This window comes from Streptomyces endophyticus (genome assembly GCF_035798155.1).
In the GTDB taxonomy this organism is placed as follows: Bacteria; Actinomycetota; Actinomycetes; order Streptomycetales; family Streptomycetaceae; genus Streptomyces; species Streptomyces endophyticus.
In genome coordinates, this window is record NZ_JAOZYC010000057.1 from 1 (window position 1) to 23,351 (window position 23,351).

23 protein-coding genes and 2 pseudogenes are annotated in these 23,351 nt (G+C 70.9%); 10 read left to right on the forward strand and 15 right to left on the reverse strand.

Annotated features, from left to right (window positions below; translation table 11 throughout):
• Positions 1 to 394: SDR family NAD(P)-dependent oxidoreductase (locus tag OKJ99_RS07915; protein ID WP_326015109.1), on the reverse strand; the 394-nt coding region annotated here is incomplete at its 3' end.
• A 48-nt stretch (positions 395 to 442) separates the two neighbouring features.
• Here OKJ99_RS07915 and OKJ99_RS07920 point away from each other — a divergent pair.
• Positions 443 to 1,021: a helix-turn-helix domain-containing protein gene (locus OKJ99_RS07920; protein ID WP_326015110.1), complete on the forward strand. Its 579-nt coding sequence runs from the start codon at positions 443 to 445 to the stop codon at positions 1,019 to 1,021.
• Between the two features lie 3 nt (positions 1,022 to 1,024).
• Here the strand turns inward: OKJ99_RS07920 and OKJ99_RS07925 are convergent, their stop codons facing one another.
• Both OKJ99_RS07925 and OKJ99_RS07930 read right to left on the reverse strand, forming a co-directional pair.
• The gene (locus OKJ99_RS07925; protein WP_326015111.1) at positions 1,025 to 2,059 is read right to left on the reverse strand and encodes an SMP-30/gluconolactonase/LRE family protein; all 1,035 of its coding nucleotides are present in this window, start codon (positions 2,057 to 2,059) and stop codon (positions 1,025 to 1,027) included.
• 149 nt (positions 2,060 to 2,208) lie between these two features.
• A complete protein-coding gene (locus tag OKJ99_RS07930) occupies positions 2,209 to 3,291 on the reverse strand; it encodes an SDR family NAD(P)-dependent oxidoreductase (protein WP_326015112.1) in 1,083 nt (360 codons plus the stop codon).
• Between the two features lie 136 nt (positions 3,292 to 3,427).
• Between OKJ99_RS07930 and OKJ99_RS07935 the strand changes: the two genes are divergently transcribed.
• Entirely contained in the window at positions 3,428 to 5,230 is a 1,803-nt protein-coding gene (locus OKJ99_RS07935) for a flavin-containing monooxygenase (protein WP_326015113.1), read from the forward strand.
• A gap of 64 nt (positions 5,231 to 5,294) precedes the next feature.
• Here OKJ99_RS07935 and OKJ99_RS43835 read toward each other — a convergent pair.
• Positions 5,295 to 5,569, reverse strand: a pseudogene (locus tag OKJ99_RS43835) (hypothetical protein); the annotation flags it as partial.
• Positions 5,570 to 5,789: 220 nt separating this feature from the next.
• Between OKJ99_RS43835 and OKJ99_RS07945 the strand changes: the two are divergent.
• Complete coding sequence (locus OKJ99_RS07945) at positions 5,790 to 6,107, forward strand: CPCC family cysteine-rich protein (protein WP_326015262.1); 318 nt, start codon at positions 5,790 to 5,792, stop codon at positions 6,105 to 6,107.
• Between the two features lie 1,422 nt (positions 6,108 to 7,529).
• Here OKJ99_RS07945 and OKJ99_RS07950 read toward each other — a convergent pair.
• On the reverse strand, positions 7,530 to 8,063 hold the full coding sequence (locus OKJ99_RS07950; RefSeq protein ID WP_326015114.1) for a DinB family protein: 534 nt from the start codon (positions 8,061 to 8,063) through the stop codon (positions 7,530 to 7,532).
• 66 nt (positions 8,064 to 8,129) lie between these two features.
• On the opposite strand from OKJ99_RS07950, the pseudogene OKJ99_RS07955 reads away from it, so the two are divergent.
• Together OKJ99_RS07955 and OKJ99_RS07960 are read left to right on the forward strand one after the other, a co-directional pair.
• Positions 8,130 to 8,352 (forward strand): annotated as a pseudogene (locus OKJ99_RS07955) (transposase family protein); the annotation flags it as partial.
• 26 nt (positions 8,353 to 8,378) lie between these two features.
• Entirely contained in the window at positions 8,379 to 8,633 is a 255-nt protein-coding gene (locus OKJ99_RS07960; RefSeq protein WP_326015274.1) for a hypothetical protein, read from the forward strand.
• Positions 8,634 to 8,708: 75 nt separating this feature from the next.
• On the opposite strand, the gene OKJ99_RS07965 is transcribed toward OKJ99_RS07960, so the two are convergent.
• The 5 genes from OKJ99_RS07965 to OKJ99_RS07985 all read right to left on the reverse strand — a co-directional run bounded on the left by OKJ99_RS07965 (position 8,709) and on the right by OKJ99_RS07985 (position 13,805).
• Positions 8,709 to 9,533: an endonuclease/exonuclease/phosphatase family protein gene (locus OKJ99_RS07965; RefSeq protein ID WP_326015115.1), complete on the reverse strand. Its 825-nt coding sequence runs from the start codon at positions 9,531 to 9,533 to the stop codon at positions 8,709 to 8,711.
• A gap of 59 nt (positions 9,534 to 9,592) precedes the next feature.
• Positions 9,593 to 10,462: a PaaX family transcriptional regulator gene (locus tag OKJ99_RS07970; protein ID WP_326015116.1), complete on the reverse strand. Its 870-nt coding sequence runs from the start codon at positions 10,460 to 10,462 to the stop codon at positions 9,593 to 9,595.
• Positions 10,463 to 10,514: 52 nt separating this feature from the next.
• On the reverse strand, positions 10,515 to 11,906 hold the full coding sequence (locus OKJ99_RS07975; protein WP_326015117.1) for an alpha/beta fold hydrolase: 1,392 nt from the start codon (positions 11,904 to 11,906) through the stop codon (positions 10,515 to 10,517).
• A complete protein-coding gene (locus OKJ99_RS07980; protein ID WP_326015118.1) occupies positions 11,903 to 13,219 on the reverse strand; it encodes an MFS transporter in 1,317 nt (438 codons plus the stop codon). Before OKJ99_RS07980 ends, OKJ99_RS07975 begins: the two co-directional genes overlap by 4 nt.
• A 133-nt stretch (positions 13,220 to 13,352) precedes the next feature.
• Positions 13,353 to 13,805, reverse strand: coding sequence for an Lrp/AsnC family transcriptional regulator (locus OKJ99_RS07985; protein ID WP_266716607.1), 453 nt, complete (start codon positions 13,803 to 13,805; stop codon positions 13,353 to 13,355).
• A gap of 113 nt (positions 13,806 to 13,918) precedes the next feature.
• On the opposite strand from OKJ99_RS07985, the gene OKJ99_RS07990 reads away from it, so the two are divergent.
• From OKJ99_RS07990 to OKJ99_RS08000, 3 genes are all read left to right on the forward strand, one after another.
• Positions 13,919 to 14,533 carry a LysE family translocator gene (locus OKJ99_RS07990; protein ID WP_326015119.1) on the forward strand — a complete coding sequence of 205 codons (615 nt, stop codon included), beginning with the start codon at positions 13,919 to 13,921 and terminating at the stop codon, positions 14,531 to 14,533.
• Between the two features lie 74 nt (positions 14,534 to 14,607).
• The gene (locus OKJ99_RS07995) at positions 14,608 to 14,988 is read left to right on the forward strand and encodes a PaaI family thioesterase (protein ID WP_326015263.1); all 381 of its coding nucleotides are present in this window, start codon (positions 14,608 to 14,610) and stop codon (positions 14,986 to 14,988) included.
• A gap of 5 nt (positions 14,989 to 14,993) precedes the next feature.
• On the forward strand, positions 14,994 to 15,482 hold the full coding sequence (locus tag OKJ99_RS08000; RefSeq protein ID WP_326015120.1) for a GNAT family N-acetyltransferase: 489 nt from the start codon (positions 14,994 to 14,996) through the stop codon (positions 15,480 to 15,482).
• 16 nt (positions 15,483 to 15,498) lie between these two features.
• Here OKJ99_RS08000 and OKJ99_RS08005 read toward each other — a convergent pair whose 3' ends face one another.
• A complete protein-coding gene (locus OKJ99_RS08005) occupies positions 15,499 to 16,680 on the reverse strand; it encodes an acyl-CoA dehydrogenase family protein (protein WP_326015122.1) in 1,182 nt (393 codons plus the stop codon).
• Positions 16,681 to 16,828: 148 nt separating this feature from the next.
• Here OKJ99_RS08005 and OKJ99_RS08010 point away from each other — a divergent pair, with 148 nt between their 5' ends.
• Together OKJ99_RS08010 and OKJ99_RS08015 are read left to right on the forward strand one after the other, a co-directional pair.
• Positions 16,829 to 18,034, forward strand: coding sequence for a CaiB/BaiF CoA transferase family protein (locus tag OKJ99_RS08010; protein ID WP_326015123.1), 1,206 nt, complete (start codon positions 16,829 to 16,831; stop codon positions 18,032 to 18,034).
• Between the two features lie 57 nt (positions 18,035 to 18,091).
• Entirely contained in the window at positions 18,092 to 18,763 is a 672-nt protein-coding gene (locus tag OKJ99_RS08015) for a GntR family transcriptional regulator (protein WP_326015124.1), read from the forward strand.
• Positions 18,764 to 18,872: 109 nt separating this feature from the next.
• Here the strand turns inward: OKJ99_RS08015 and OKJ99_RS08020 are convergent, their stop codons facing one another.
• From OKJ99_RS08020 to modA, 4 genes are all read right to left on the reverse strand, one after another.
• A complete protein-coding gene (locus OKJ99_RS08020) occupies positions 18,873 to 20,153 on the reverse strand; it encodes a YeeE/YedE family protein (RefSeq protein WP_326015125.1) in 1,281 nt (426 codons plus the stop codon).
• Between the two features lie 316 nt (positions 20,154 to 20,469).
• Entirely contained in the window at positions 20,470 to 21,555 is a 1,086-nt protein-coding gene (locus OKJ99_RS08025; RefSeq protein ID WP_326015126.1) for an ABC transporter ATP-binding protein, read from the reverse strand.
• A complete protein-coding gene (gene modB, locus OKJ99_RS08030; protein ID WP_407700660.1) occupies positions 21,552 to 22,382 on the reverse strand; it encodes a molybdate ABC transporter permease subunit in 831 nt (276 codons plus the stop codon). The genes OKJ99_RS08025 and modB overlap by 4 nt, the downstream gene beginning before the upstream one ends.
• On the reverse strand, positions 22,379 to 23,218 hold the full coding sequence (modA, locus tag OKJ99_RS08035; protein ID WP_326015127.1) for a molybdate ABC transporter substrate-binding protein: 840 nt from the start codon (positions 23,216 to 23,218) through the stop codon (positions 22,379 to 22,381). The genes modB and modA overlap by 4 nt, the downstream gene beginning before the upstream one ends.
• Positions 23,219 to 23,351: the final 133 nt, after the last annotated feature.

Below are 23,351 nucleotides of genomic sequence, written 5' to 3' on the forward strand. Positions count from 1 at the left end.
CGCCTTGCGATCGCACGCCCCAGACGCCGCGGCGCCGCCCTTCGGGCGACGACGGGAGTTTGACGACAGGCCCTAGCGCCACCCCCAGCAGGTCCACGGCGAGCACCGCCGCCGTCGGCGCCTGCACCGGGGACAGGCCCGCGGTGTGCGCGACCTGCGTGACCGGGCCGAGCGCCGCGGACCGCGCGGCGAGCGCCGCGACCGACGCCCGGTCCGAGACATCGACCCGCACCGGGGTGACCTCGTATCCGTCGGCCGTCAGCTCGTCGGCCGCCGCGGCCAGCAGCTCCCCGTCGAAATCCGCCACGACGAGCCGGGCCCCGGAGCCCTGACGTCGGGCGATCTCCCTTCCCATGCCGCCGACACCGATGACGACCACCACAGGCTTGGCCACGAACTTCCTCCTCGTAGATCGGGTATTGCACTGCATTACGCTGCCAACGTGACGAACCCCTCCGAGCCCGACCGGCCCCGCCCGGCCAACCAGGGCCGCCGTGTCGCCGCCCGCAACCGGGCGGCCCTGATCGGCGCCGCCCGTGAGGTCTTCGCCGAGCAGGGGCTGAACGCGCCGCTGTCCACGGTCGCGCGCCGGGCCGGCGTCGGGCAGGGGAGCCTGTACCGGCACTTCGCCGACCGGGTGGCCCTGGCCTCGGCGGTGCTCGACGAGAACGTACGGCAGATCGAGACGGCCGCCGCCGAGCCGGACGCCACCCTCACGTCCGTGCTCGGCGTCGTCACGTGGCACATCACCCGCTCCACCGCCTTCGTCGACCTGCTGCGCGTACGCGGCGGCGACGAGCAGGGCCGGGAGCTGTCGGCGCGGGTGCGCGGCGTGCTCGCCGGGTGCACGCCCGTCGGGCGCGGGCTCTCCGCCGACGAGCTGATGCTGGCCATCGCGATGGTCTCCGGCGCCGTCGCGGGCCCCACCCTCGCCGATCGCGAGCGGCTGGCGTTCGCGGCCTGGGGGCTGCTCGGCGTCGAGGTGGGCCCGCTGCGGTCCGTCGACCTCGCGGAGGACTGAGCGTCAGCCGCCGTTGGACAGGCGGATGCCCTTGGCCAGCGCGTCGAACTCGTAGACGTACCCGCCCTTCGGCCCGCTGACCGTCATGTACGCGGCCCGGCCGCCCGGCGTGATCGCGACATTGGTCGCCGACTGGAGGCCGTCGGCCTCCTTCGCGGGGACCTCCACCGTGCCGAGGCGTTCGCCGTACTTGCTGAAGACCGCCATGGCGGGACGGCCGTGCAGCGCCTGGTAGAGATTGCCCGCGGCGTCCACGGCGATCGAGTCCGTCTGCGCGACGCCCGCGTCGACGTGGATGGCCTCGTGCCGCGTGGTCACCGTGGTCTTCTCGGCGTCGAGCAGCAGGTACGAGACGGTGTCCTTGGCCAACTCGCTGATCCACAGGCCCTTCTGCCCGGGGTCGAACATCACGCCGTTGGGGTGCGCGAGCTTGTCGGCGAGGACGGTGGTCTTCTCGCCGTCGCGGTCGATGCGCACGATGCGGCCCTCGGCCTCGCCCGTCTTCATGCCGTGCAGATCGCTGACGTAGAGATTGCCGTCGTCGTCGAAGGCGATGTCGTCGGGGTTCATCGGGGAGCCGTCGATCTTGCCGGAGAAGAACGTCCGCCGGTCCGAGCCGTCCTGCGCGATGCTGATGATGTCGCCGGACTGATACTCCGTCAGATACACGCGGCCGTCGTGCGGGCTGATCTGCGCGGAGGTGTACGCGCCCGTCTTGTCGCTGTAGACACCCTTGTGGTCACCGGTCTTCACGTCGACGGAGATCACCTTGGGCTCGCCGGGCGGGGCGGTGACGTCCACGACGTACAGGTCACCGCCCTTGGTGAGCACCGGGCCCTCCAGCAGTGTCATGCCGGTGGCCTTGTGCGGGTCGGTGACGTGGGAGAGCTGGGTGGCGCGGATGGTGTGTCCCGCGCCGGAGGCGGGAGCGGCGGCGGGGCGCGCGTCCGAGGTGCCGGCCTTCTCGGTACCGCAGGCGGTGAGGGTGAGGAGGGCGAGGGCGGTGAGGGCGGTGAGGGTGTGGGTTCTGGTGGGCATGTGGGGTGCACCTTCCGTACGGAGATGGGGGCAGGTCCGGTTGCCTGGAGCCCCCGCGGCGATTGAGCGGGTCTTTCAAGCCCCTGCGGCGATTGAGCAGCGGGGTCCGGGGCAGAGCCCCGAGACCTCAGCCACGGTGGGGCGAGCGATCACGCCACCGACCAACCCCCGTCCGACGGCAGAACGACCCCGTTGAGGTTCACCGCATCCGCGCTGAGCAGGAACGTGACGGACGCCGCCAGCTCCTCCGCCATCGCGAGACCGGGTATCGCCACCCGCATCTTCGCGGTGCGCGCCGATCCGTAGGGCGCACCGGCCGGGACCTGAATCCCCGTGGCGACGGCGCCCGGCGCCACCGCGTTGACCTGAACTCCCGTGCCCGCGTACTGGTACGCCGAGGACTTCGTCAGCCCGACGAGGGCGTGCTTCGACGTCGTGTACGCGGCGCCGGCCGCCGAGCCGCGCAGCGCCGCCTCGGACACGATGTTCACGATCCGGCCGCCGCCCGCGGCGAGCATGCCCGGCACGACGGCGCGCATCAGGTACATGGGTCCGTCGACGTTGATGCGCATGACGCGCTGCCAGATCTTGTCGTCGACCTCGTGCACGGCGGCGTCGTCGTCCATCACGCCCGCGACGTTGGCCAGCGCGTGCACGCGCCCGCCCGCGGCGGCGAGCACGGTGTCGGCGGCCGTGGGCTCGGTGATGTCCGCGGTGACGGGCACGAGCGCGCCGCCCAACTCGGCCGCCACGTCGGCCAGTTTGTCGCCCGACACGTCCACGGCGACGACCCGGCCGCCCTCGCGCACGACCCGCGAGGCGACGGCCTTGCCGATGCCGGAGGCGGCGCCGGTGACCACGACGGTCTGTCCGGCGAAGCGGCCGGAGGTGATCCGCTCGGTCCACGGCTCGGGGGTGCCGATCTCGATGCCGGGCTCCGGGGCGGTGGCGGCGGGCGCGGCCGGGGGAGCGGTGGGCAGACCCTCGGGTATCTCACCGGTCTCGGCGGCGGTGACCAGTACGTCCACCAGCTCCGCGGGGAACTTGCCGCCGGACATCTTCACGAGCTGCTCCAGCGGCAGGCCGAGCGCGGGGGACAGTGCCTCCTCGCTCTGCCCCTGCGAGGCCAGCATGCCGCGCAGGATCTGCCCGGCGGCCGGGTCGGCGAGCCAATTGCGCAGCGGGGAGGCGGGGTTGAGGTTCGACATCGCGGGCCTTTCGCGTCGGGTCACGTCGGGATCGGGCCGCACCGGACCCCTACCGGACAGTGTTGTCCGGTTGTTGGGTTACGGTACCCGTGACGGTGCGGATGTCCCAGTGAGGGGCGCTCCCTCCGCCGCATGTCCCCCCACGAGAGGAAGCCGCCGCATGACCCTGCCGAAGTGCGCCACGCCCCCCACCCCGCAGGAGACGGCGGAGCTGCGTGAGCGCTACCGTGCCGAACGCGAGCGCCGCGTCCGCCCCGAAGGCGCGGCCCAATACCGGTCCACCACCGCCGATTTCGGCTACTTCGCCGCCGACCCGTACGCGGGCGAGGTCCCCGCGCGCGAGCCGCTGTGCGACGAGGTGGACGTCGCGATCGTCGGCGGCGGGTTCGGCGGGATCCTGGCGGGCGCGCGGATGCGGCAGCAGGGCCTGGAGAAGGTGCGGGTGATCGAGCAGGGCGGCGACTTCGGCGGCACCTGGTACTGGAACCGCTACCCCGGCATCCACTGCGACATCGAGTCGCACGTCTATCTGCCGATGCTGGACGAGACCGGTTACGTACCCGAGTGGAAGTACGCACCGGGCGACGAGATCCGGCGCCACGCGGTACGCATCGCCGAACGCTTCGACCTCTACGAAGACGCCCTCTTCTCGACCGCCGTCACCGCCCTGACCTGGGACGGCGACGCCCACCAGTGGCTGGTCACGACCGACCGCGGCGACGAGTTCCGCGCCACGTACGTCGTCACCGCCACCGGCACCCTCTCCGAGCCCAAACTGCCCGGCATCCCCGGCATCGAGGACTTCAAGGGCCACACCTTCCACACCTCGCGCTGGGACTACGGCTACACCGGCGGAGGCCCCGACGGCGGCATGACGGGCCTCGCCGACAAGCGCGTCGGCGTCGTGGGCACGGGCGCCACGGGCGTGCAGGCCATCCCGAAACTGGCCGAGGACGCCCGGCAGTTGTACGTCTTCCAGCGCACGCCTTCCGCCGTCGACGTGCGCGGGCAGCGACGCATGACCCCCCAGGACATCGGCGCGGACCGACCCGGCTGGGCGGGCGAACGCCGCGAGAACTTCCTTCGGATCGTGTCGGGCGAAGACGCGGACCGCGACCTGGTGGCCGACCGCTGGACGGAGTCAGCGGCCCTCCTCGAGAAGCTGCTTCCGAGCTTCCGCCGCGACGGCGAACCGGACTTCGAGGCCGCGTACGAGGCCGCCGACCACGCCACGATGAACCAGATCCGCGACCGCGTCGCCGCCGAGGTCACCGACCCGGCCACCGCCGAGGCCCTCAAGCCCTGGTACCGCTACGCCTGCAAGCGCCCGACGTTCTCCGACCTGTACCTGCCCGCCTTCAACCGCGAGAACGTCACGTTGGTGGACACCGCGGACACCCATGGCATCGAGCGCATGACGGAACGCGGTGTCGTCGTCGGTGGGGTCGAGTACGAGATCGACTGCCTGATCTTCGCGACCGGCTTCTCGGTCGGCGTCTCGGGCGTCACCTCCGGGAAGCTCCCGGTAACAGGCCGCAACGGCCTCCAACTCCTCTCCTCCCTCGCCGAGTTCGGCCCCCGAACCCTCCACGGCTTCACATCCACCGGCTTCCCCAACCTGATCCAGCTGGGCCCGATGCAGAACGCCTCCAGCGTCAACTTCAGCCACATCCTGGACGAGCAGGCCGCCCATGCGGCGGCCCTCGTGGCGGCCGCGGAGCGCGACGACGCGCTCCTGGAACCGACCCCAGAGGCGGTCGACGCCTGGCGCGCAACCTGCGCGGAAGACGCCCCCGACCACGAGTGGTTCCACGCCGAATGCACCCCCGGCTACTACAACCGCGAGGGCCGCGGCCGCCCCAACGGCCCACACGCCTACCCACACGGCGCGGTCGCCTTCCACGAACTGCTGCGGCGGTGGCGGGAGGAGAGGGTGGGGGAGGTGCTGCGGAAGAAGGGGTGACGGTGGTGGGCCCGGCCCTATGGCTCCAGGGTGTCCAGGTCCGCTCGGAAAATGAGGGGCCGTGTCAGGTGGCGTGGGCCGTCTCCGGGCCGTCGCGGGCGTGACCGGCGGCCCGGTACATGGCGCGGATGGCTTTCCGGGGCCGGATCTTGCTGGAGGGCATGAGGTGCGTGTAGACGCGGAGCGTGACCCCGGATCGCTGTGCCCGAGGCGCAAGCTCAGCGCCCTAATGTTCTCCACAGCGTCCAGGAGGACCGAGGCGTAGACGTGCCGTGGGGCGTGCAAAGCCCTCGCGGCCTTCCATACACGGGCGTTGAAGTCGTTGCTCCCCAGCGCCCCGTGTTTCGGGCGCCGCGCCGACGCACGCCCACAAGTGGGTTAGACCGGGATCATGAGTCGAGCACCCGACGCACCCCGGCCGCGGTCAAAGACGATGCTTCCTGCGGGGGATCGGCCGGCGCCGGGGAATGGGAGCTGGGGTTGAGTGGTGGGTTGGTCTTTGGGGGAGGCTGCCTGCTGCCGAGTCGCCGGTCAGAATGCACACATGCAGGAACCGTTCATGAACATCTATGGAGCTCGGGAGTCCGGGCCGTATCAGTGCCCTTGCTGCGGATACCTCACCTTGGGCGAGCGTGGAGGCTTCGAGATCTGCGACGTCTGCTTTTGGGAGGACGACGGGCAGGACCAACATGACGTCGATACAGTCCGGGGTGGACCGAATGGTTCGCTGAGCTTGAGGCAGGCGCAGGAGAACTACCGAACATTCGGAGCCTGCGACAGGCGAAGCCTAGGGAGCATCCGGGGTCCACGCCCTAATGAACACCCCGCAAGTGGCCAGTCATACGGCAAGGGGGCCCTCAAGGGCGCGTGGGACTAAAGACCCTTGGGCGGACAACTCAACTTGGTCGATAGGGCGCCTAGATCGACCTGATAAGGATGAGGCCAGGCCTCAAAATCAAACTCACCAACCGACCAGCGGGAACAGTCCCCGCACGATGAACACCCAACCGGTGAGCCGGACCGACTCGAACAAGAGCGGGTACAAGCCCAACACGACGAAGACCCAGCCAGTCAGCCGAACAGGTCCGCCGTAGCGTCGCTCCGCTGCTTCAGAAGGTGGCCCTAGCCCTGACTGGTAGAAGCAGCTTCGGAATCCCCGGTAGTCCCTGACAAGGGCCACCCCCAGCCCCACACACGGGATGGCGAAGGCAAGGGAGATAAGCCAGTCCACGCCCGCACGATAAGCGCTAGTCGATCGATAGATCCAGAGGAGCGTGCCCCCTCCGTGCCCCACAGGCGCAATCATGCCCGCTGAGCATCACGCCGAGCCCGGCGTATTTCCCTGACCGTGAGTGCCCCGGCCGCGACTGTCCCAAGGAGAGGAAGGACCGGAATCAGCACCCAAGTACCCCACGCAACGAAGCCTGTTTCCACAGGCTCATAGCTGCCCCACGGCTTCCGAACAGCTCGAACGACCTCCCCCTGATGACCTTCGTACTGGAGTTTCACTATGTGCGTCTTGGTGCCCACCTGAGGACCACTGCATACCGAGTGGCTCCCTGCACGCCCACCGCCTTCTTGATGGCACTCTGCGATCCGAACCTGAACAGCGTCGCCCAGCAAATCCAGCCGGGCGAGACCTGTGATCACAGTCCACGTCATCACCGCGGCGCCGATCAGGGTGAGCATGCTGTAGCCACCGATCGCGCGCCGCCGCCCCTTTGCCATAGGCACAGGATGCCGGGGGGCTTGATCCGCGCGGTAGCCATGTGCGCCACCCGGCAACAGGGCAAGGAAGGAACGCCTCCGGACCGTCCTGATCGCAAGTAACCTCAACCAGAGGTACGGTGACACTCATCGATCCGTGGGTCCGTTGAGCTTCTGGACCCTGATTGCGCCTGGCATGCTCGGTAACGAGCTGAGTCCCCACCAGGGTGGGGCCACGCCTGTAAACCGGTGGTGGAGACGAGATCCGAGCGAACGCTACTGGCTGGAGATCACTAACCGCGTCGATATCGGCGCAGATCTGCTCGCGCCGCAGGTCAACGATCGAGGCGGGGAGTACTGGTCATACGCGCTCGTACGTGAGGTGCGGCCAGGGGATCTCATCCTGCACTGGGGCATGAACCACGGACCCGGTGTCGTCGGCTACTCCCATGTACGGGGCGACCGTTCCCATCCATGATCACGTGGCGGAGTCGGGGCACGTACGGTAGGCAGGGGAATGCGTCGGGGCCTGAGCCTGCCTGGAAGGCGCAGCTAAGAGCTGTCCCGTAGTGCATCAACTGTCACAGACGGCTCACTCGCCGGTCTGGCCGTCGATGAGTTCGCGCGCGATGTCGAGGTGCCCGACGTGCCGGGCGTACTCCTGGAGCAGGTGAAAGAGGATCCGTCCGAGCGAGGGGGCTTGGGCGGGCGTCTTGAAGCGGCCCCCGAGGCGTGCCTTGTCGGTCAACGTGGCAGGCGCCGCCAGGGAGTTCGCCACGGTTACCTCCGCTTGGTAGGCGGCGATGAGCCGGGCGGTGGACGTGCCGGGTGCGACCGTCCACTCCTCGGCGTCTCCGCCGGGTGGATAGGCGATGACGTCCTGGGCTGCGAACCCCCAGCACATCCACCGGCGTTCGACCCAGCCAAGATGCTGTACCAGGCCGAGCGGCGACCAGCCGAGCGGTTCGACGGGCGTACGGAGCTGGTCGTCGGACAGTCCGTCGAGCTTTCGCATCAGTGCCTCGCGATACCACTCCAGGTAGCCGAGGAGCAGTTCACGGGCATCGGAGACGTCGACGGCCGGGCCATCGAGGAGCGCGGGGATCTGTTCCGGAGGCTGCTTCATCCCGCGAACGTAGCCGAACGTAGCGCGGGCGCGGAGCCGGCCGCACGGCACTGACATGATCTTGGTGTGGCTGGTGTGATCACGGCGGTCGATGCCCTCCGGGATAACCCCGTTCACCGGGCTGAGCCCCCGCAGCTTCGGCAAGCTGGTGACCGTGGCGCGCCGCAAGATCGCGGGAGAATCGCGGCGCGGACGGCAGTGGGGTCTGCCGTTGGAGGACCGCATTCTCCTGGTCGCGGCCTACTGGCGCACGAACTTGACGATGCGCCGGCTCGCCCCGCCGTTTGGCGCCGGCAGCCGGCTGCGGCCCTGGCGATGGCGATGGTGTTCAAGCTCGCCGAGTCGGCCCAGGCTCGCTGGCGCGCGATCACCGCACCTCACCTCGTCGACCTCGTCCGGTGGAACGGTCGGATCGACGACCTGATCGCAGCAGCCCACAGGAGCCCGGAGGGAGAGTTTCCCGCGGTGGTGCTGCACCGCGCGAGTGCCCAGGCCGCACTGCGCAAGGTGCTCGCCGGGGAAGCCCCGCCCTCGGCGACCTCACCGCGTGGGCCGAGGAGCTGCACATGAACGCCGGCCGGGCCGCCCCTGGGCCACCCGAAGCGGCTCAGCGACAACCAACGGCGACAAGCAGCAACAGATCAACTACCGCCCCTGCACCGGCTCCAGGTCCGCTCGGAACGAGTGGTGGTCCGAATACTCGCTGGGATGCACGCCATGGTCACGCGGGGCGAATCCGCGCAGGAAGATGTAGTCGAACTTGCTGTGCCAGTCGGTGGTCGTCTCGCAGGCGGCGCCGGGCGCCGGGTGGCACTCGGGGGACGCGTCCTTGGCCAGGGACCACATCGGGGCGAGTTCGGGCGCGTCCGGGACGGCGTTGAAGTCGCCCAGCACGATGGTGTGTTCGTGGCGGGCGACCGCCTTGGCGAAGACGGCGACCTGCCGCTCGCGGAACGACTCCTGCTGGCGTTGCGCGAGGTGGGTGTTGAAGACGCGCACCGGGCGGTCGCCCACTGTGGTCGTCACCGCCAGGTAGCCGCGGTCCTCGGAACCGCCGTCCGGATACTCGACGGTGACGGGGTCGGCCAGCGGCGCCGCCGAGAGGATCGCCTGGCCGTAGCCGCCCGCCCGCCACGGAAGTCCCCCGCAGCGGCCCCAGTTGCGCAGCACCGATCCGTACTCGACGTGGTAGGTCAGGCCGTAGAAGGTCTTCAGGTAGGCGCGGATTTCCTCGACGTCGCGGACGCATGCCTCTTGCAGGCCGATGACCTGTGGCGCGTACGTCGCGATGTCCGCCGCCCTGCCGAGGTTCTGGGCGCTGCCGCAGGGATTGCAGATGTTCCACGTCATGACGCGGTTCGGCACGATGTCCTGCGCGGCGCCGACCGGCAGCGGGAGGGGTTCTGAGACGAGTGCGCCGCTGGGCGTGCTCGGGCCGGTGAGGGCCAAGCAGACTGCGGCTACGGCCACTGCCGACCACCGTTTACCCCGTCCGGACACCGGCACCGCACCCCCTCAGCCTGATCCTGTCATCGCACCGTCGTCGTCTGGAGCAGTTCGCGGGCCATTTCCCGCGCGGGCGCCTCGGTTTGTTCCGCGATGCGGTGGAACGTCTCCTGGGCGGGGCGGGCCGGCCAGTCGTGCGGGAGGTGGCCGGCCGGCAGCCGGGGGTCGGCGCGGATGGTGTCCAGCCATTCGCTGACGAGTCGCAGTCGGGCGCCGAGCGGGTCGTCCGCGCCGACTCCGGGCCGTTCGCGCGGGCCCTCGCTCCACCGCTCGTCGAAGGCCCGGTAGCGGGCCGCGATGCTCTCCAGGTCCCAGGTGTCGCGGATCATCCCCTCGATGTCCGTGGCCACCCCCGCCGCCCCGTGGAAGACCTTCACGTACTCCGCCAGCCCGAGCTCCCCGACCACCTCCGACACGTCCACGTGACCCGGCGCGATCCACAACCCGCTGTAGAGCGTGCCGAATCCGGACCACACGAGCCGGGAGCGCAGCTCGTGGCGCCGGCGCTTCCAGGAGTCGGGCAGCGAGAAGGCGAGCAGCGTCCAGGTGCCGTCCCACTCGTCGTTGACCGCGCCCTGCTTCCAGATGCGGACCCGGCCGTCGTCCAGCACGTGCTTGGCCTGCTCGGTGAGCCCGAAGTGCATGCGGCGGCCCTCGCGCCGGCGGTGCAGCAGGCCCCGGTTGACCATCCGCGACAGCGTGGAGCGCACGGCCTGTTCACCCACGCCGACCCGGCCGAGCACCTCGATGATGCTGCCCGAGTACACGCACAGGTCCCCGTCCTCCGCCAGCACGTGGTTGCCGAAGAAGGCGAGCAGGAGCGACTGCGGGCGGGGTTGCGAGATGTCCGCCGCGTCACTGGTCGGGTCGTCGTCGATGCCGGTGTCCTTCACGGCGCCAAGACTACGGGCGCCCACCGACAACGCGGCGGGCGCCCGTTCCCGATCACCGGCCATCGGCGGGATGCGCGCGGTCGTACGGCCGGAGGTACTCGGTGGGGTGGTAGGTGGCGTAGCGCGCGGGGTCGGCGGGGTTCGCCTTCGCGGCGCGCGAGTTGAGGGAGGCCGCGTCCGCGCCGTGCCACGCCCCGGTCGCGATGCGGTCCTCCAGCGTGTGCAGGGCGGCGAGTTGTTCCGCCGCGCTGAACGTGCAGTGCCCGGCGTTGTCGGTGTAGGCCTGGCGCAGCCGGGAGGAGGAGCCCGCGGCGCTGACGGCGCGGCGCAGCGCGCTCTCGGTCTGCACGGGGACGAGTGGGTCGCCGGTGGTGTGCACGTCGAACTGCGGCTTGTCGAGCCTGCCGGTGAACGTGCTGGTGCGGCGCAGCGACGCCACCGCGTCCGGGTCCGCGGCGATGCGCGGCGCGCGGTCGAGGGCGGCGAGGTCGCCGCGCAGGGAGAGCCCGGCCTTGCGGTACAGCTCGCCGACCTCCTTGCTCACGGAGGACCGGGCGAGCAGCCGCGCGTAGTCGACGCCGGTGTTCCAGGAGGTGTTGCCGCCGGACCGCGCCTCGGAGTCCTGGCGCCGGTTGAAGGCCGCCACCTTCAGCAGGCCCTTGACGGCCGTGTACTGGTTGGCCTGTTGGGCGTCCCAGTCGTCCGGCGCGGGGCGGGCCTGCGACTCCTGGTTCCAGCCCGGGATGTTGTGCAGGGCGGCGGCGAGCGCGATCCGTGCGCGCCCTTCGGGGGAGGCCTGCGCCTTGTCGACCGCGGCGACCATGGTGTCCGCCGCGCGCGTGGCGGTCTCCTGGTCCGGCAGGTCGACCAGGGGGACGTCGGAATCCGGCGTGAGGAGCGCCTTGAGGGCGAAGACGGGGTCCAGCGTGTTGTTCCAGTTGGCGACGCCGCCGTGGACCAGGCCGCACAGGGAGAGCGAGCCGTCGATGCGCCCGGGGTGCCGCTCGGCGATCGCGGTGGTGACCATCCCGCCGTAACTGCGGCCCCAGGCGACGGTGCGCCGGGCGGCGCCGAACCGGTCCGTGAAGGCCGACAGGGTGGCGAGCTGGTCGTCGACCGCGCCCGGCATCGCCCAGCCCGTGGTGGCGTACGAGGAGCCGATCAGGGCGTAACCCTGCTTCAGTAGAAGGGACTTGGTGGCGTCGTCCGGTGCGACCTCGGCCGGGTTGGGCGCGCCGACGTCGTTGTATCCGTGACTGAACAGCAGGACCGTTCCGTTCCACGAACCGGGTACGTCCATCGCGTACGTGGCGCCGGAGGGCAGGCTGCCCTCGACGTGTCGGGGGTCCGGGGAGGCGGCGAGGGCCGGAGCAGGCAGCGCGGTGGCGACCAGCACGGCAGCGGCGGCGCAGGCGATACGTGTCCGGGAACCGGGTGTTCTCATGCGGAGGCCTCCTTGGTGAGGGCGGCGGGGGCTTCGGTGGTGTGCGTGAGCGCGCCCTTGCCGGTCTCGCGGACGAACCACAGGGAGAGCGCGGTGATCAGCGAACCGCCGCACAGCAGCAGGGCGATGGGCGTGCTGTCGCCGCTCCCCGCCACCAGGGCCCCGGCGATCATCGGGGAGAAGCCGGCGCCGATCAGGGTGGCGCCCTGGTAGCCGAGCGAGGCGCCGGTGTAGCGCACGCGCGTGCCGAACATTTCGCTGAACAGGGCGCCCAAGGGGCCGTACATCATGGACTGGGCGAAGCCGTGCCCCAGCACCACGGCGAGGATCAGCAGGCCGGGCGAGCGGGAGTCGACGAGCGCGAGGACGGGGAAGGCGAGCGTCGCCGAGACGAGGGCGCCGGCGAGGACGACCGGGCGGCGGCCGATCCGGTCGGAGAGCACCGAGGCGCACGGCAGCACGACCAGCGCGACCGACGAGGACACCGTCAGCGCGGTGAGTGCCTGCGAGCGCGCGTAGCCGATGTCGGTGGCGTAGGAGATGAGGTAGCTGGTCAGCAGGGACTGTGTGGTGAAGGCCCCGATGCCGACGCAGCACGCCAGCAGGACGGGGCGCGGGCGGCGCAGCACGTCGATGATCGGCAGCCGCGCCATGCCGCGGTCCTGCTTCACCTCGGCGAACAGCGGGCTCTCGACGACCTTCAGCCGTACGAAGAGTCCGACGCCGAGCAGCACCACGCTCAGCAGGAACGGCACCCGCCAGCCCCACGACATGAACTCTTCCTTGGGAAGTGTGACGACGAGGGCGACCACGGCGGCGGAGAGCAAGGAGCCGAGTGGCGCTCCCAGTTGCGTGAAACTGGACCACAGTCCGCGCCGCCGCGCTCCCGCGTGTTCGACCACCATGAGCGTGGCGCCGCCCCACTCGCCGCCGATGGCGAGGCCCTGCACGACGCGCAGCGTGATCAGCAGCAGCGGCGCCCAGACTCCTACGGTGTCGTACGTCGGCAGCAGCCCGATGAGGAAGCTGGCGCCGCCCATCAGGCCCATCGTGAGCAGCAGCATCGACTTGCGGCCGAGCCGGTCGCCGAAGTGCCCGAAGACGATGCCGCCGAGCGGGCGGGCGACGTATCCGGCGGCGAAGGTGCCGAACGCGGCGATGGTGCCGACGGCCGGGTCGGCGCCGGGGAAGAACAGCTCACCGAAGGCGACGGCGGCCACGGTCCCGTAGACGAGGAAGTCGTAGAACTCGACGGTGGTGCCGAGCAGCCCTGAGAGGGCAACTCGCCTTAGTTGCTTGGTGCGTTGGGGCATCGCGGACTCCCTTGGGCGGGGGAAGGGTGCCCGTGAATGTATGCGTGTTGGTTGCCGCGGTCAATAAAGTGCACAACATCAGGAGTGAGTGAGTCGGCGAGCCGGTGAGTCGCCGGCTCGGCGGGTCGGTGAGTCAGTCCGGCAGCGGCCGGTTCGCGACGACGTTCTTCATCACGAGCGTGGAGTTGAGGCGCTGCACCCCCGGAAGGCGCGCGAGCTGCTGGTCGTACAGCTGCTGAAAGGCGGTCAGGTCGGCGGCGGCCACCCGCAGCAGATAGTCCGGATCGCCGAACAGGCGCTGCGCCTGCAGCACATGGGGCACCGCCGCCACCGCCTCCTCGAACGACGCGACGGTGTCCCGGTCCTCCCAGCCCAGGGTGACGAAGACCAGCGCCTCGAAGTCCAGGCCGAGGGCCGACGGGTCGACGACGGCGCGGTAGCCGCGGATGGCCCCCGAGCGTTCGAGATCGCGCAGCCGGCGGTGGCAGGGCGAGACGCTCAGCTTCACGCGGGCGGCCAGCTCGGTGATGGTGAGGCGGCCGTCCATCTGCAGCTCGGTAAGAATTTTCCGGTCCATGGCATCCATGAAGAAGATTCTCCCTCAGGCGTGCCGGTATCGGGGTAAAGAAGGGAACACTTACGGGCAAATCCGGCCTAGCCTTCCTCGCGTACCACTGCACGTGAGAGGGATCGACACACATGGACACGACCACGCTGGCGGCATTTCTGGCCGTGGACCTTCTACTGGTGTTCACGCCGGGCGCGGACTGGGCCTACGCGATCGCGGCCGGACTGCGGGACCGCTCGGTCGTCCCGGCGGTCGCCGGGCTGATAACCGGCTACGTGGGATACACGCTGCTCGCCGTCGCGGGCCTGGCCGTGCTGGTGGCGAGTTCGGCGACCCTGCTCACGGTGCTGACCGTCGCAGGGGCCGGATACCTGGTCTGGCTCGGCTGCAACGTGCTGCGGCAGCCCGCCGTGCTGACCGCCGACGAGCAGCCCGTCGGCGCCTCCCGCCGCCAGGTCATGCTCAAGGGCATCGGCATCAGCGGCCTGAACCCCAAGGCACTGCTGCTGTACCTCTCCCTCTTCCCGCAGTTCATCCACCCGGCGACGGGCTGGCCGGTGGCCGTGCAGACCGGCGTCCTCGGCACCCTCCACATGACCGCCTGCGCCGTCGTCTACCTCGGTGTCGGCGTGCTCGCGCGCACCGTGCTGAAGACACGGCCTTCGGCGGCCCGGGCGGTGACACGGGTATCCGGGGTCATGATGATCGCGATCGGTGGTTTCCTGTTGGCGGAGCAGTTGTCGTAGACGAAGCCCGGGGAGAGTGTGTGAACGACGAGACGGTGGCCCGCGTCCGCAAGAGCTTCGAGCGCCAGGGGCTGATGGCCCACCTGGGCGCCGAGCTCACCGAGGTCGCCGAGGGCCGGGTGCGCATCGTGCTGCCGAGCAGGCCCGAACTCACCCAGCAGCACGGCTACTTCCACGCGGGCGCCACCAGCTCGATCGCCGACAGCGCAGGCGGCTACGCGGCGTACACGCTGTTCCCCGAGGACACCGAGGTGCTCACCGTCGAGTACAAGATCAACCTGCTCGCCCCGGCCGTCGGCGACCACCTGGAAGCCGTCGGCACCGTCCTGAAGCCGGGGCGCACCCTGACGGTGTGTCAACTGGAGGTGTTCGGCGTGCAGGGGGAGCGGCGCAAGCTGGTGGCGAACGGGCAGCAGACCCTGATCCGCGTGGACCGGCCGGCGACGGGCGCGTGAACGGGATGGCCACCATCACCACTGGCCGGCTGGCCATGCTGCCGCTGCGCGTCGAGCACGCCGAGGAGATGGCCGGTGTGCTCGACGACCCGGCCCTGCACACCTTCATCGGCGGCGCACCGGACACGGTCGAGGAACTGCGGGCGCGCTACCGGCGGATGCTCGCGGGCTCGCCCGACCCGGCCGTCACCTGGCTCAACTGGGTGGTCCAACTCCGGGGCGAGGAGTGCCTGGTGGGCACGGTGCAGGCGACCGTCCACGGGGGCCGCGTCGCGGAGATCGCGTGGGTCGTGGGTACGTCGGCGCAGGGGCGCGGGATCGCCACCGAGGCCGCGCGGGCGCTCGTCGCATGGCTCGGGGAGCAGGGCGTCGGGACGTTCGTCGCGCACATCCACCCCGAGCACCACGCCTCCGCCGCCGTCGCCACCGCCTGCGGGCTGACGCCCACGGACGAGTGGCACGACGGCGAAGTGACGTGGCGACTCACCGGCTGACGGAACGCGACGGAACTCAGCGGAAGGCCGCGAGCCCGGTCAGTGCCTTGCCGATGACCAGCGAGTGGACCTCGCTCGTACCCTCGTAGGTCAGCACCGACTCCAGGTTGTTGGCGTGCCGCATCACCGGGTATTCGAGGGTGATGCCGTTGGCGCCGAGGATGGTGCGGCACTCGCGGGCGATCTGGATGGCCTCGCGCACGTTGTTGAGCTTGCCGACGCTGATCTGCTCCGGCGTGCCGCGGCCCTCGTCCTTGAGCCGGCCGAGGCGCAGCGCGAGCAGCATGCCCTTGTCGAGTTCGAGGGCCATGTCGGCGAGCTTCTGCTGGGTGAGCTGGTACGAGGCCAGGGGGCGCTCGAAGACCGTACGGTCACCGGCGTAGGAGATCGCCGCCTCCAGGCAGTCGCGGGCCGCGCCGAGCGCGCCGAACACGATGCCGAAACGGGCCTCGTTGAGGCAGCCGAGCGGGCCGGAGAGGCCGCGCGCGTCCGGCAGCATGGCGTCGGCGGGCAGGCGTACGTCCTCCAGGACCAGCTCGCTGGTGACGCTGGCGCGCAGGGACAGCTTGCGCTTGATCTCCGGCGCGGAGAAGCCGGGGGTGTCGGTCGGCACGACGAACCCGCGCACGCCGTCCTCGGCGCGCGCCCAGACCACGGCGACGTCCGCCACCGAACCGTTCGTGATCCACATCTTGGCGCCGTTGAGGATCCAGTCCGAGCCGTCGCGCTTGGCGTTCGTGCGCATCGAGCCGGGGTCGGAGCCCGCGTCGGGCTCGGTGAGGCCGAAGCAGCCGATCTTCTCGCCCGCCGCCATGCCCGGCAGCCACTGCTGCTTCTGCTCCTCGGAGCCGTACTTCCAGATCGCGTACATCGCGAGCGAACCCTGCACGGAGACGAGGCTGCGCAGACCCGAGTCCACCGCCTCGAGCTCCATACAGGCGAGCCCGTACGAGACGGCGCTGGTGCCCGCGCAGCCGTAGCCCTCCAGGTGCATGCCGAGGACGCCGAGGCCGCCCAGCTCGCGGGCGAGCTCGCGCGCCGGGATGGCGCCGTTCTCGAACCACTCGGCCACCTTCGGGCGCAGCTCGCGCTCGCCCATGGTGCGCACGGTGTCGCGGATGGCGCGTTCCTCGTCGCTCAACATGCCGTCGATGTCGACAAGGTCAAAGGGGTGGAGGGGAGTTGAGGACGACGGCATCGCGGGCTCCTTGGCTGCTGACAGATGCGCGGGGTGGCGCTAGGGTGCGGACACGGATACGGATATCGGATTTTGGATCCAACTTCTTCAAGTCCTCGGATCGTAGCCGCACGCCCACCGCTTGCCAAGGTTCCACAAGGAGAGCCGTATGCCGGCCACAAGGCCCGCCGCCCAGGGAGCCCTTTCGGGGCTCGTCGTCGCCGACTTCGGCCGGGTCCTCGCGGCCCCGTACCTGACGATGCTCCTCGCCGACCTCGGCGCCGAGGTCATCAAGGTCGAGCGCCCGGTAGTCGGCGACGAGACCCGCTCCTGGGGCCCGCCCTTCGCCGATGGCGAGGCCACCTACTTCCTCGGCGTCAACCGCAACAAGCGCTCCGTCGCCCTCGACCTGACCGAGGAGCCCGGGCGCGAGGCCGCCCGTGCCATCGCCGCGCGCGCCGACGTCCTCGTCGAGAACTTCCGGCCCGGCACCATGGACAAACTAGGCCTCGGCTACGAGGAGTTGAGCGCGCTCAACCCCGGACTCGTGTACTGCTCGGTCACCGGATTCGGCACCGCGGAGGGCGCCGCGCTGCCCGGCTACGACCTGCTGGTGCAGGCCATGGGCGGACTCATGAGCGTCACCGGGGAGCCGGGCGGGCAGGGCACCAAGGCCGGTGTCGCGCTCGTCGACGTCATCACGGGAATGCACGCGGGGCTCGGTGTCATGGCGGCGCTGCGGCACCGCGAACGCACCGGCGAGGGGCAGAAGGTCGAGGTCTCCCTGCTCACCTCGCTGCTCTCCGCGCTCACCAACCAGGCCTCCGCCCATGTCGCTGGGGGAGTGGTGCCCCGCGCGATGGGCAACAAGCACCCGAGCATCGCCCCGTACGAGGTCCTCGACGCCAAGGACCGGCCGCTGGCGCTCGCCGTCGGCAACGACCGGCAATTCGGCGCGCTGTGCGCCGAGTTGGGCGTGCCCGCGCTCGCCGATGACCCGCGCTTCGCGAACAACACCGCGCGCGTGGCCCACCGGGAGGAACTCCTGGCCGAGCTCACCGAACGCCTTCGGGAGCGCGGGGCCGACGAGTGGTTCGAGACACTGACCGCCGTCGGTGTGCCCTGCGGCCCGATCAACGACCTCGGGGAGGCCTTCGCCTTCGCGGAACGGCTCGGCCTCGACCCCCGCGTACACATCGACGACCCGGACCGCGAGACACCTGCCGCGCAGGTCGCCAACCCCATCCGGCTGAGCGCCGCCCCCGCCGCGTACGTCACCGCTCCGCCGCGGCTCGGGGAGCACACCGAGCAGATCCTCGCCGAGCTGGGGCTTTCCGCCACGGACGGGACGGGCGATGTCGGTGGCGCTCCGTAGGATGGGCGCCGTTCACCACGTGCTGCCGACGCCCGGCAGAGAGGAAGAGGAGCCGCCATGACCACGCCCGCACCGAGGCGGCGGCCCCCCACGGCGCAGCAGTTCGTCCTGGAGGAGCTGCGCCGGGCCATCACCAGTGGGGAGATCAAGCCGGGCATGCCGATCCGGCAGGACGCCCTCGCCGAACAGCTCGGCGTGAGCCGGGTGCCGCTGCGCGAGGCGCTCAAGACGCTGGAGGGGGAGTCCCTCGTCGTCCACCACGCGCACCGCGGCTACTTCGTGGCCGAGCTGTCCCTGGCCGAGCTGCGCGAGGTGTACCGCATCCGGGAGATCCTGGAGGCCGAGGCCGTACGCGAGGCGATGCGCGGCGGCGGCGCCGTCCTGGGCGCCCTGGAGGAGGCCCAGGAAGAGGTGGAGGCGCAGGCCGCCGCGGCGGACGTCGCGGCGATGGCGGCCGCCAACCGCCGATTCCACTTCGTCCTCTTCGAGGCGTCCGGCATGCACCGCCTGGTGCGCCTCATCGCGACCCTGTGGGACGCCACCGACGCCTACCGCTCCCTCTACTACGCGGACTCGATCAGCCGCGAGCACGTCCTCGTAGAACACCGGGCGGTGCTCGACGCGCTGCGCGAGGGCCGCACGGAGGACGCCGTACGACTGCTCGACGGACACCGCGAGCATGCGGTGGCGGCGTTGGAGGGGCTGCTCGGCGAGGGGGCGGGCGCGTAGATCGTTACGGGCCGGATGAACGGCGACGGATGAACGGCGACGGATGAACGACAAGGGCCCGGGCGGTGCGCCGCCCGGGCCCTCGCCCCTGTTCACACCCTTACGCCAGTCAGCAGACGCTGTCCGACGGCTTCGGGTTGCCGAGGCCGAACACCGGGCGCAGGCGCAGGCCCGCCCACGTGCCGAGGATGGCGACGGCGCCCCAGATCCAGCCGTGCAGCGAACCGGAGACGATGCCCGCGAGGTACGCGCCGATGTTGCAGCCGCCCGCGAGGCGCGCGCCGATCCCCATCAGGATGCCGCCGAGGACCGCGGCGATCGCCGTACGGGCGGGGATGCCGCGGTGCAGCTTCCACACGCCGCCCGCCGCGGCGGCGACGGCCGCGCCGACCATGATGCCGATATCGGTGAGGCTGTTCTTGTCGGCGAGTACCGGGCCGGCCAACTGGGCGGAGTTGCCGGGCTGCTGCCAGAACGCCCACGTCTCGGGGGAGCCACCGAGCGCGCCCACCACCTTCGAGCCCCACAGCGAGAACGCGCTCGTCACGCCCCACGCGCCACCGGACACCAGCAGCACACCCGCGCCGAGCACCGCGAGCACCACGGCGCCCGCCGCCAGCGGCCAGGAGCCACGGACGGTACGGAGCAGCGCGCCCTTCGCCGACGGCGGGGCGCCGACCGGCGGGGGATTGCGGCGGGCCTGCACGGCGCGCGCGACGAACCAGATCGCGGCGAGCGCCACGATCGTGATCGCCCAGGAGCCGACCCAGCCGACGTGGTCGGACAGCAGGTACGGGTCGAGCGCAGGCAGATCGCCCCAGAGCCCGAACCGCCAGGCGGCGAGGGTGGAACCGACGATGAACCCGAAGAGCGTGAGCACGATCGAGCTCTGCCCCGAGCCGACGGCGAACAGGGTGCCGGAGGCGCAGGCGCCACCGAGCTGCATGCCGATCGCGAACAGGAACGAGCCCACGATGAGGCCGATGCCGATCGGCCCCGCGCTGGGCGCGGGCACCGAGCCGAACAGCCCGGTGCCGGTGCCGATGATCAGCGCGAAGAGCGTCGCCGTGGTGCCGAGCAGCAGGGTGTGCGCCCGAAGCCCGGTGCCGTTGCCGACGGCCACGAGTTGCCGCCACGCGGAGGTGAACCCGAACCGCGAGTGGAACAGGGCGAACCCGAGCCCGATCCCGAGCAGCAGCAGGACGCCCGGCTTCGCGCCGTGCTCCACGAACACATAGGCGTCGAGGACCGCGCCGATGACCCCGGCACCGACAAGCGGCCCCCACCGGGTGGGCGGCGCGGCCTCGGCGACCGGGGCGGGTGACGAGGTGGGGGACGGGGTGAGCAGGGCGGCGCGCGGCGGCGCCCCGACGGGTGGAGCGGTGGTCACGGCAGATCTCCGGCAGGTGGAGTGGGAACGCTCGGACAGGAGGAGCTGGCGTCAACGACGACAGAGCGCGTCGTCGACACTCCACGTCGTGGCCGCGAAGAGCGCGAGAGCCAGGTGACGAGCGGGTCCGAACATGTGCGCCACTTTAGGCTCCGCCGGGGGATCGGTGGAAGGTGTCTCATATTTCGGGCGCGCGGTCTCGCGTGGTGGCTCGTGGCCTGTAGCCCGTAGCCCGTGGCTCGGGTTGCGGGGCTCTGCCCCGGACCCCGCGCCTCAATCGCCGGCGGGGCTGGAGTGGCTGGAGCGGCTGAAGTGGCTACGCCGGATACGCATGCGTCTGCGTCGCCTTCACCGTCGCCCACACCGCGACGCCGGGGTGCAGCCCCAGTTCCGCCGCCGCCACCGTCGTGAGGTCCGCGGCCAGCGGAAGCTCGCCGGAGAGGGCCGCGCGGATCTGGTCCCCGTGCGTCTCCATGCCGCTCACCTCGCAGCGCCACAGGTTGCGCGCGCTGGACCCGGTGGGCCGCTCGCGGTGCAGCGTCACCGCGCTGGGCGGGAACGCCACGAAGACCGGCCCGGTCAGGTCCTCCGTGGTCGTGATCGCGGGACCGTCGTCCGCGATGTGGACGGTGTGTCCATCGGCGTTGCCCCGGTACAGGTTCAGCCCCACGAGCTGCGCGATGTAGTCCGTGCGCGGGCGGCGCGCGACGTCCGAAGGGGCGCCCTCCTGGACGACGTGGCCGTGCTCGATGACGACGAGCCGGTCGGCCAGCACCATCGCGTCCAGCGGATCGTGCGTGACCAGCACCGCCACGGCCTCGAACTCGGCCAAGTGGCGGCGGAGTTGGGCCCGCACGTCCAGGCGGGTGCGGGCGTCGAGCGCGGCGAGCGGTTCGTCGAGGAGCAGCAGCCGCGGCCGGGTGGCGAGCGCGCGGGCGAGCGCGACGCGCTGGGCCTGGCCACCGGAGAGTCGGCGCGGCTTCGCCCCGGCGTGCTCCGTGAGCCCCATCCGGTCGAGCCAGGCCTGCGCCTGCGTACGGGCCTCGGCCTTCGTGGCGCCCTGGCAGCGCGGACCGAACGCCACATTGTCCAGGGCGCTCAGATGCGGGAACAGCAGGTAGTCCTGGAACACCACACCCACAGGACGTGACTCCGGCGGCGTGCCGTCGAGGCCCGCGCCGTCGAGCCGGAGATGCCCGCCGTCGAGCGGCGTCAGTCCTGCCAGCGCGCGCAGCGCGGTGGTCTTCCCGGCCCCGTTCGGGCCGAGCAGCGCGACGACGTCGCCGGGGTTCGCGGCCAGGGCGACATCGAGCCGGAAGGTGCCGCGGTCCACGACGAGCCGCGCGTCGAGTCCGGCCCCCGCCACATCCTCGGGCGCCACCGTCTTCTGGAGGTCGGTCATGACGCGGTCATCCAGCGGTCGCGGAGGCCTGCCAGGACCGTGATCGACACGGCGAGCAGCACCAGGCTGAGGGAGATCGCCGCGGCCGGGTCGCTCTGCATGGCGAGGTACACGGCGAGCGGCATGGTCTGGGTGCGGCCGGGGAAGTTGCCCGCGAAGGTGATCGTCGCGCCGAACTCGCCGAGCGCGCGCGCCCACGCGAGCACCGCGCCGGCCGCGATACCGGGCGCGATCAGCGGCAGCGTCACCCGCCGGAACGCGGTGAACCGGGAGGCGCCGAGCGTCGTGGCGGCCTCCTCGTAGCGCGGGTCGGCCGCGCGCAGCGTGCCCTCGACGCTGATCACGAGGAACGGCATCGCCACGAACGCCTCGGCGATCACGACACCCGTCGTGGTGAACGGCAGCGTGATCCCGAACCAGGAGTCCAGATACTGCCCGACGACACCGTTCCTGCCGAGCGCCGTGAGCAGCGCGACGCCGCCCACCACGGGCGGCAGCACCAGCGGCAGTGTCACCAGGGCCCGTACGAGACCGCGCCCCGGGAACTCGGTGCGCGCGAGCAGCCACGCCAGCGGCACCCCGAGCATCAGGCTCACCAGCGTCGCCAACGTGGCGCACACCAGCGACAGTTGGAGCGCCTGCCACACCTCGGGACTGGTCAGCTGCTCGGGCAGCTGCGCCCACGGGGCCCGTACGAGCAGTGCCACCAGCGGCACCACCAGGAACGCCAGGCCCACGAGCGCGGGCACGAGCAGCGGCAGCGGAGGGACGCGGCCACGGCGGCGCCGAGCCCCGCCCTCCACGGTGTCCTCGGCCGCTACGGTCACGGCTTCAGGAACCCGGCGTCGGTCAGCGCCTTCTGTCCGTCGGCGGACGTGACCAGCTCGATGAACGCCTTGGCCGCCTCGGCGTTGGGCGCCTTCTTCAGCGGGGCGATCGGGTAGTCGTTGATGGCGTCCTTGGACTCGGGGAACTCCACGCCCTCCACCTTGTCACCCGCCGCGTGCACGTCGGTCTTGTACACGACCGCCGCGTCCGCCTCCTTCAGCTCCACCTTCGTCAGGGCGCTCTTGACGTCCTGCTCGTACGAGACCGGGGTGAGCTTCAGCTTGCTCGCGGTGAGTGCCGTCTGCGCGGCGGCGCCGCACGGCACCTCCTTTGCGCACAGCACGACCTTCTGGCCGGGCTTCGTGAGGTCCTTCAGGGACGACACCTTGTGCGGGTTGCCGGGGAGGGTGGCGATCTCCAGCTGGTTGCGGACGAAGGTGCTCGGCTTGCCCTCGGCGTCACCTGCGTCGGTCACCGTCTTCATCGTCTTGGGGCTCGCGGCCGCGAACACATCGGCCGGGGCGCCCCCGGTGATGCCCGCGGCGAGGCTGTCGCTGCCGCCGAAGTTGAAGGTGACCTTGGTGCCGGGGTGCTCCTTCTCGAACTGCTTGCCCAGCTTCTCGAAGCTCTCCTTGAGGGAGGCGGCGGCGAACACGTTCACGGTCCCGGACAGCTTCTTGCCGTTGGACGAGGAACCGGAGGAGTCCGCGTCGGACGCACCGGAACCGGAGTCGGACGACCCGCAGGCGCTCAAGGTCAGCAGCGCCGCGGCCCCCACGCCGGTCGCCTGCAGCATGCGGCGGGTCGTGGTCCTGCGCGCGGAACGGGTTGTCACGGTTCAGCTCCCCTGCTGTGTCCTGGAACGCTTACGGCGACCATACTGCCGCATCTGCCAGGGGTAAGTCGCCTGTGGGTTCGCATGATCCCGGTAGGTGGACGGTGCAGGCATGCATGTGCGTTCCTACGTG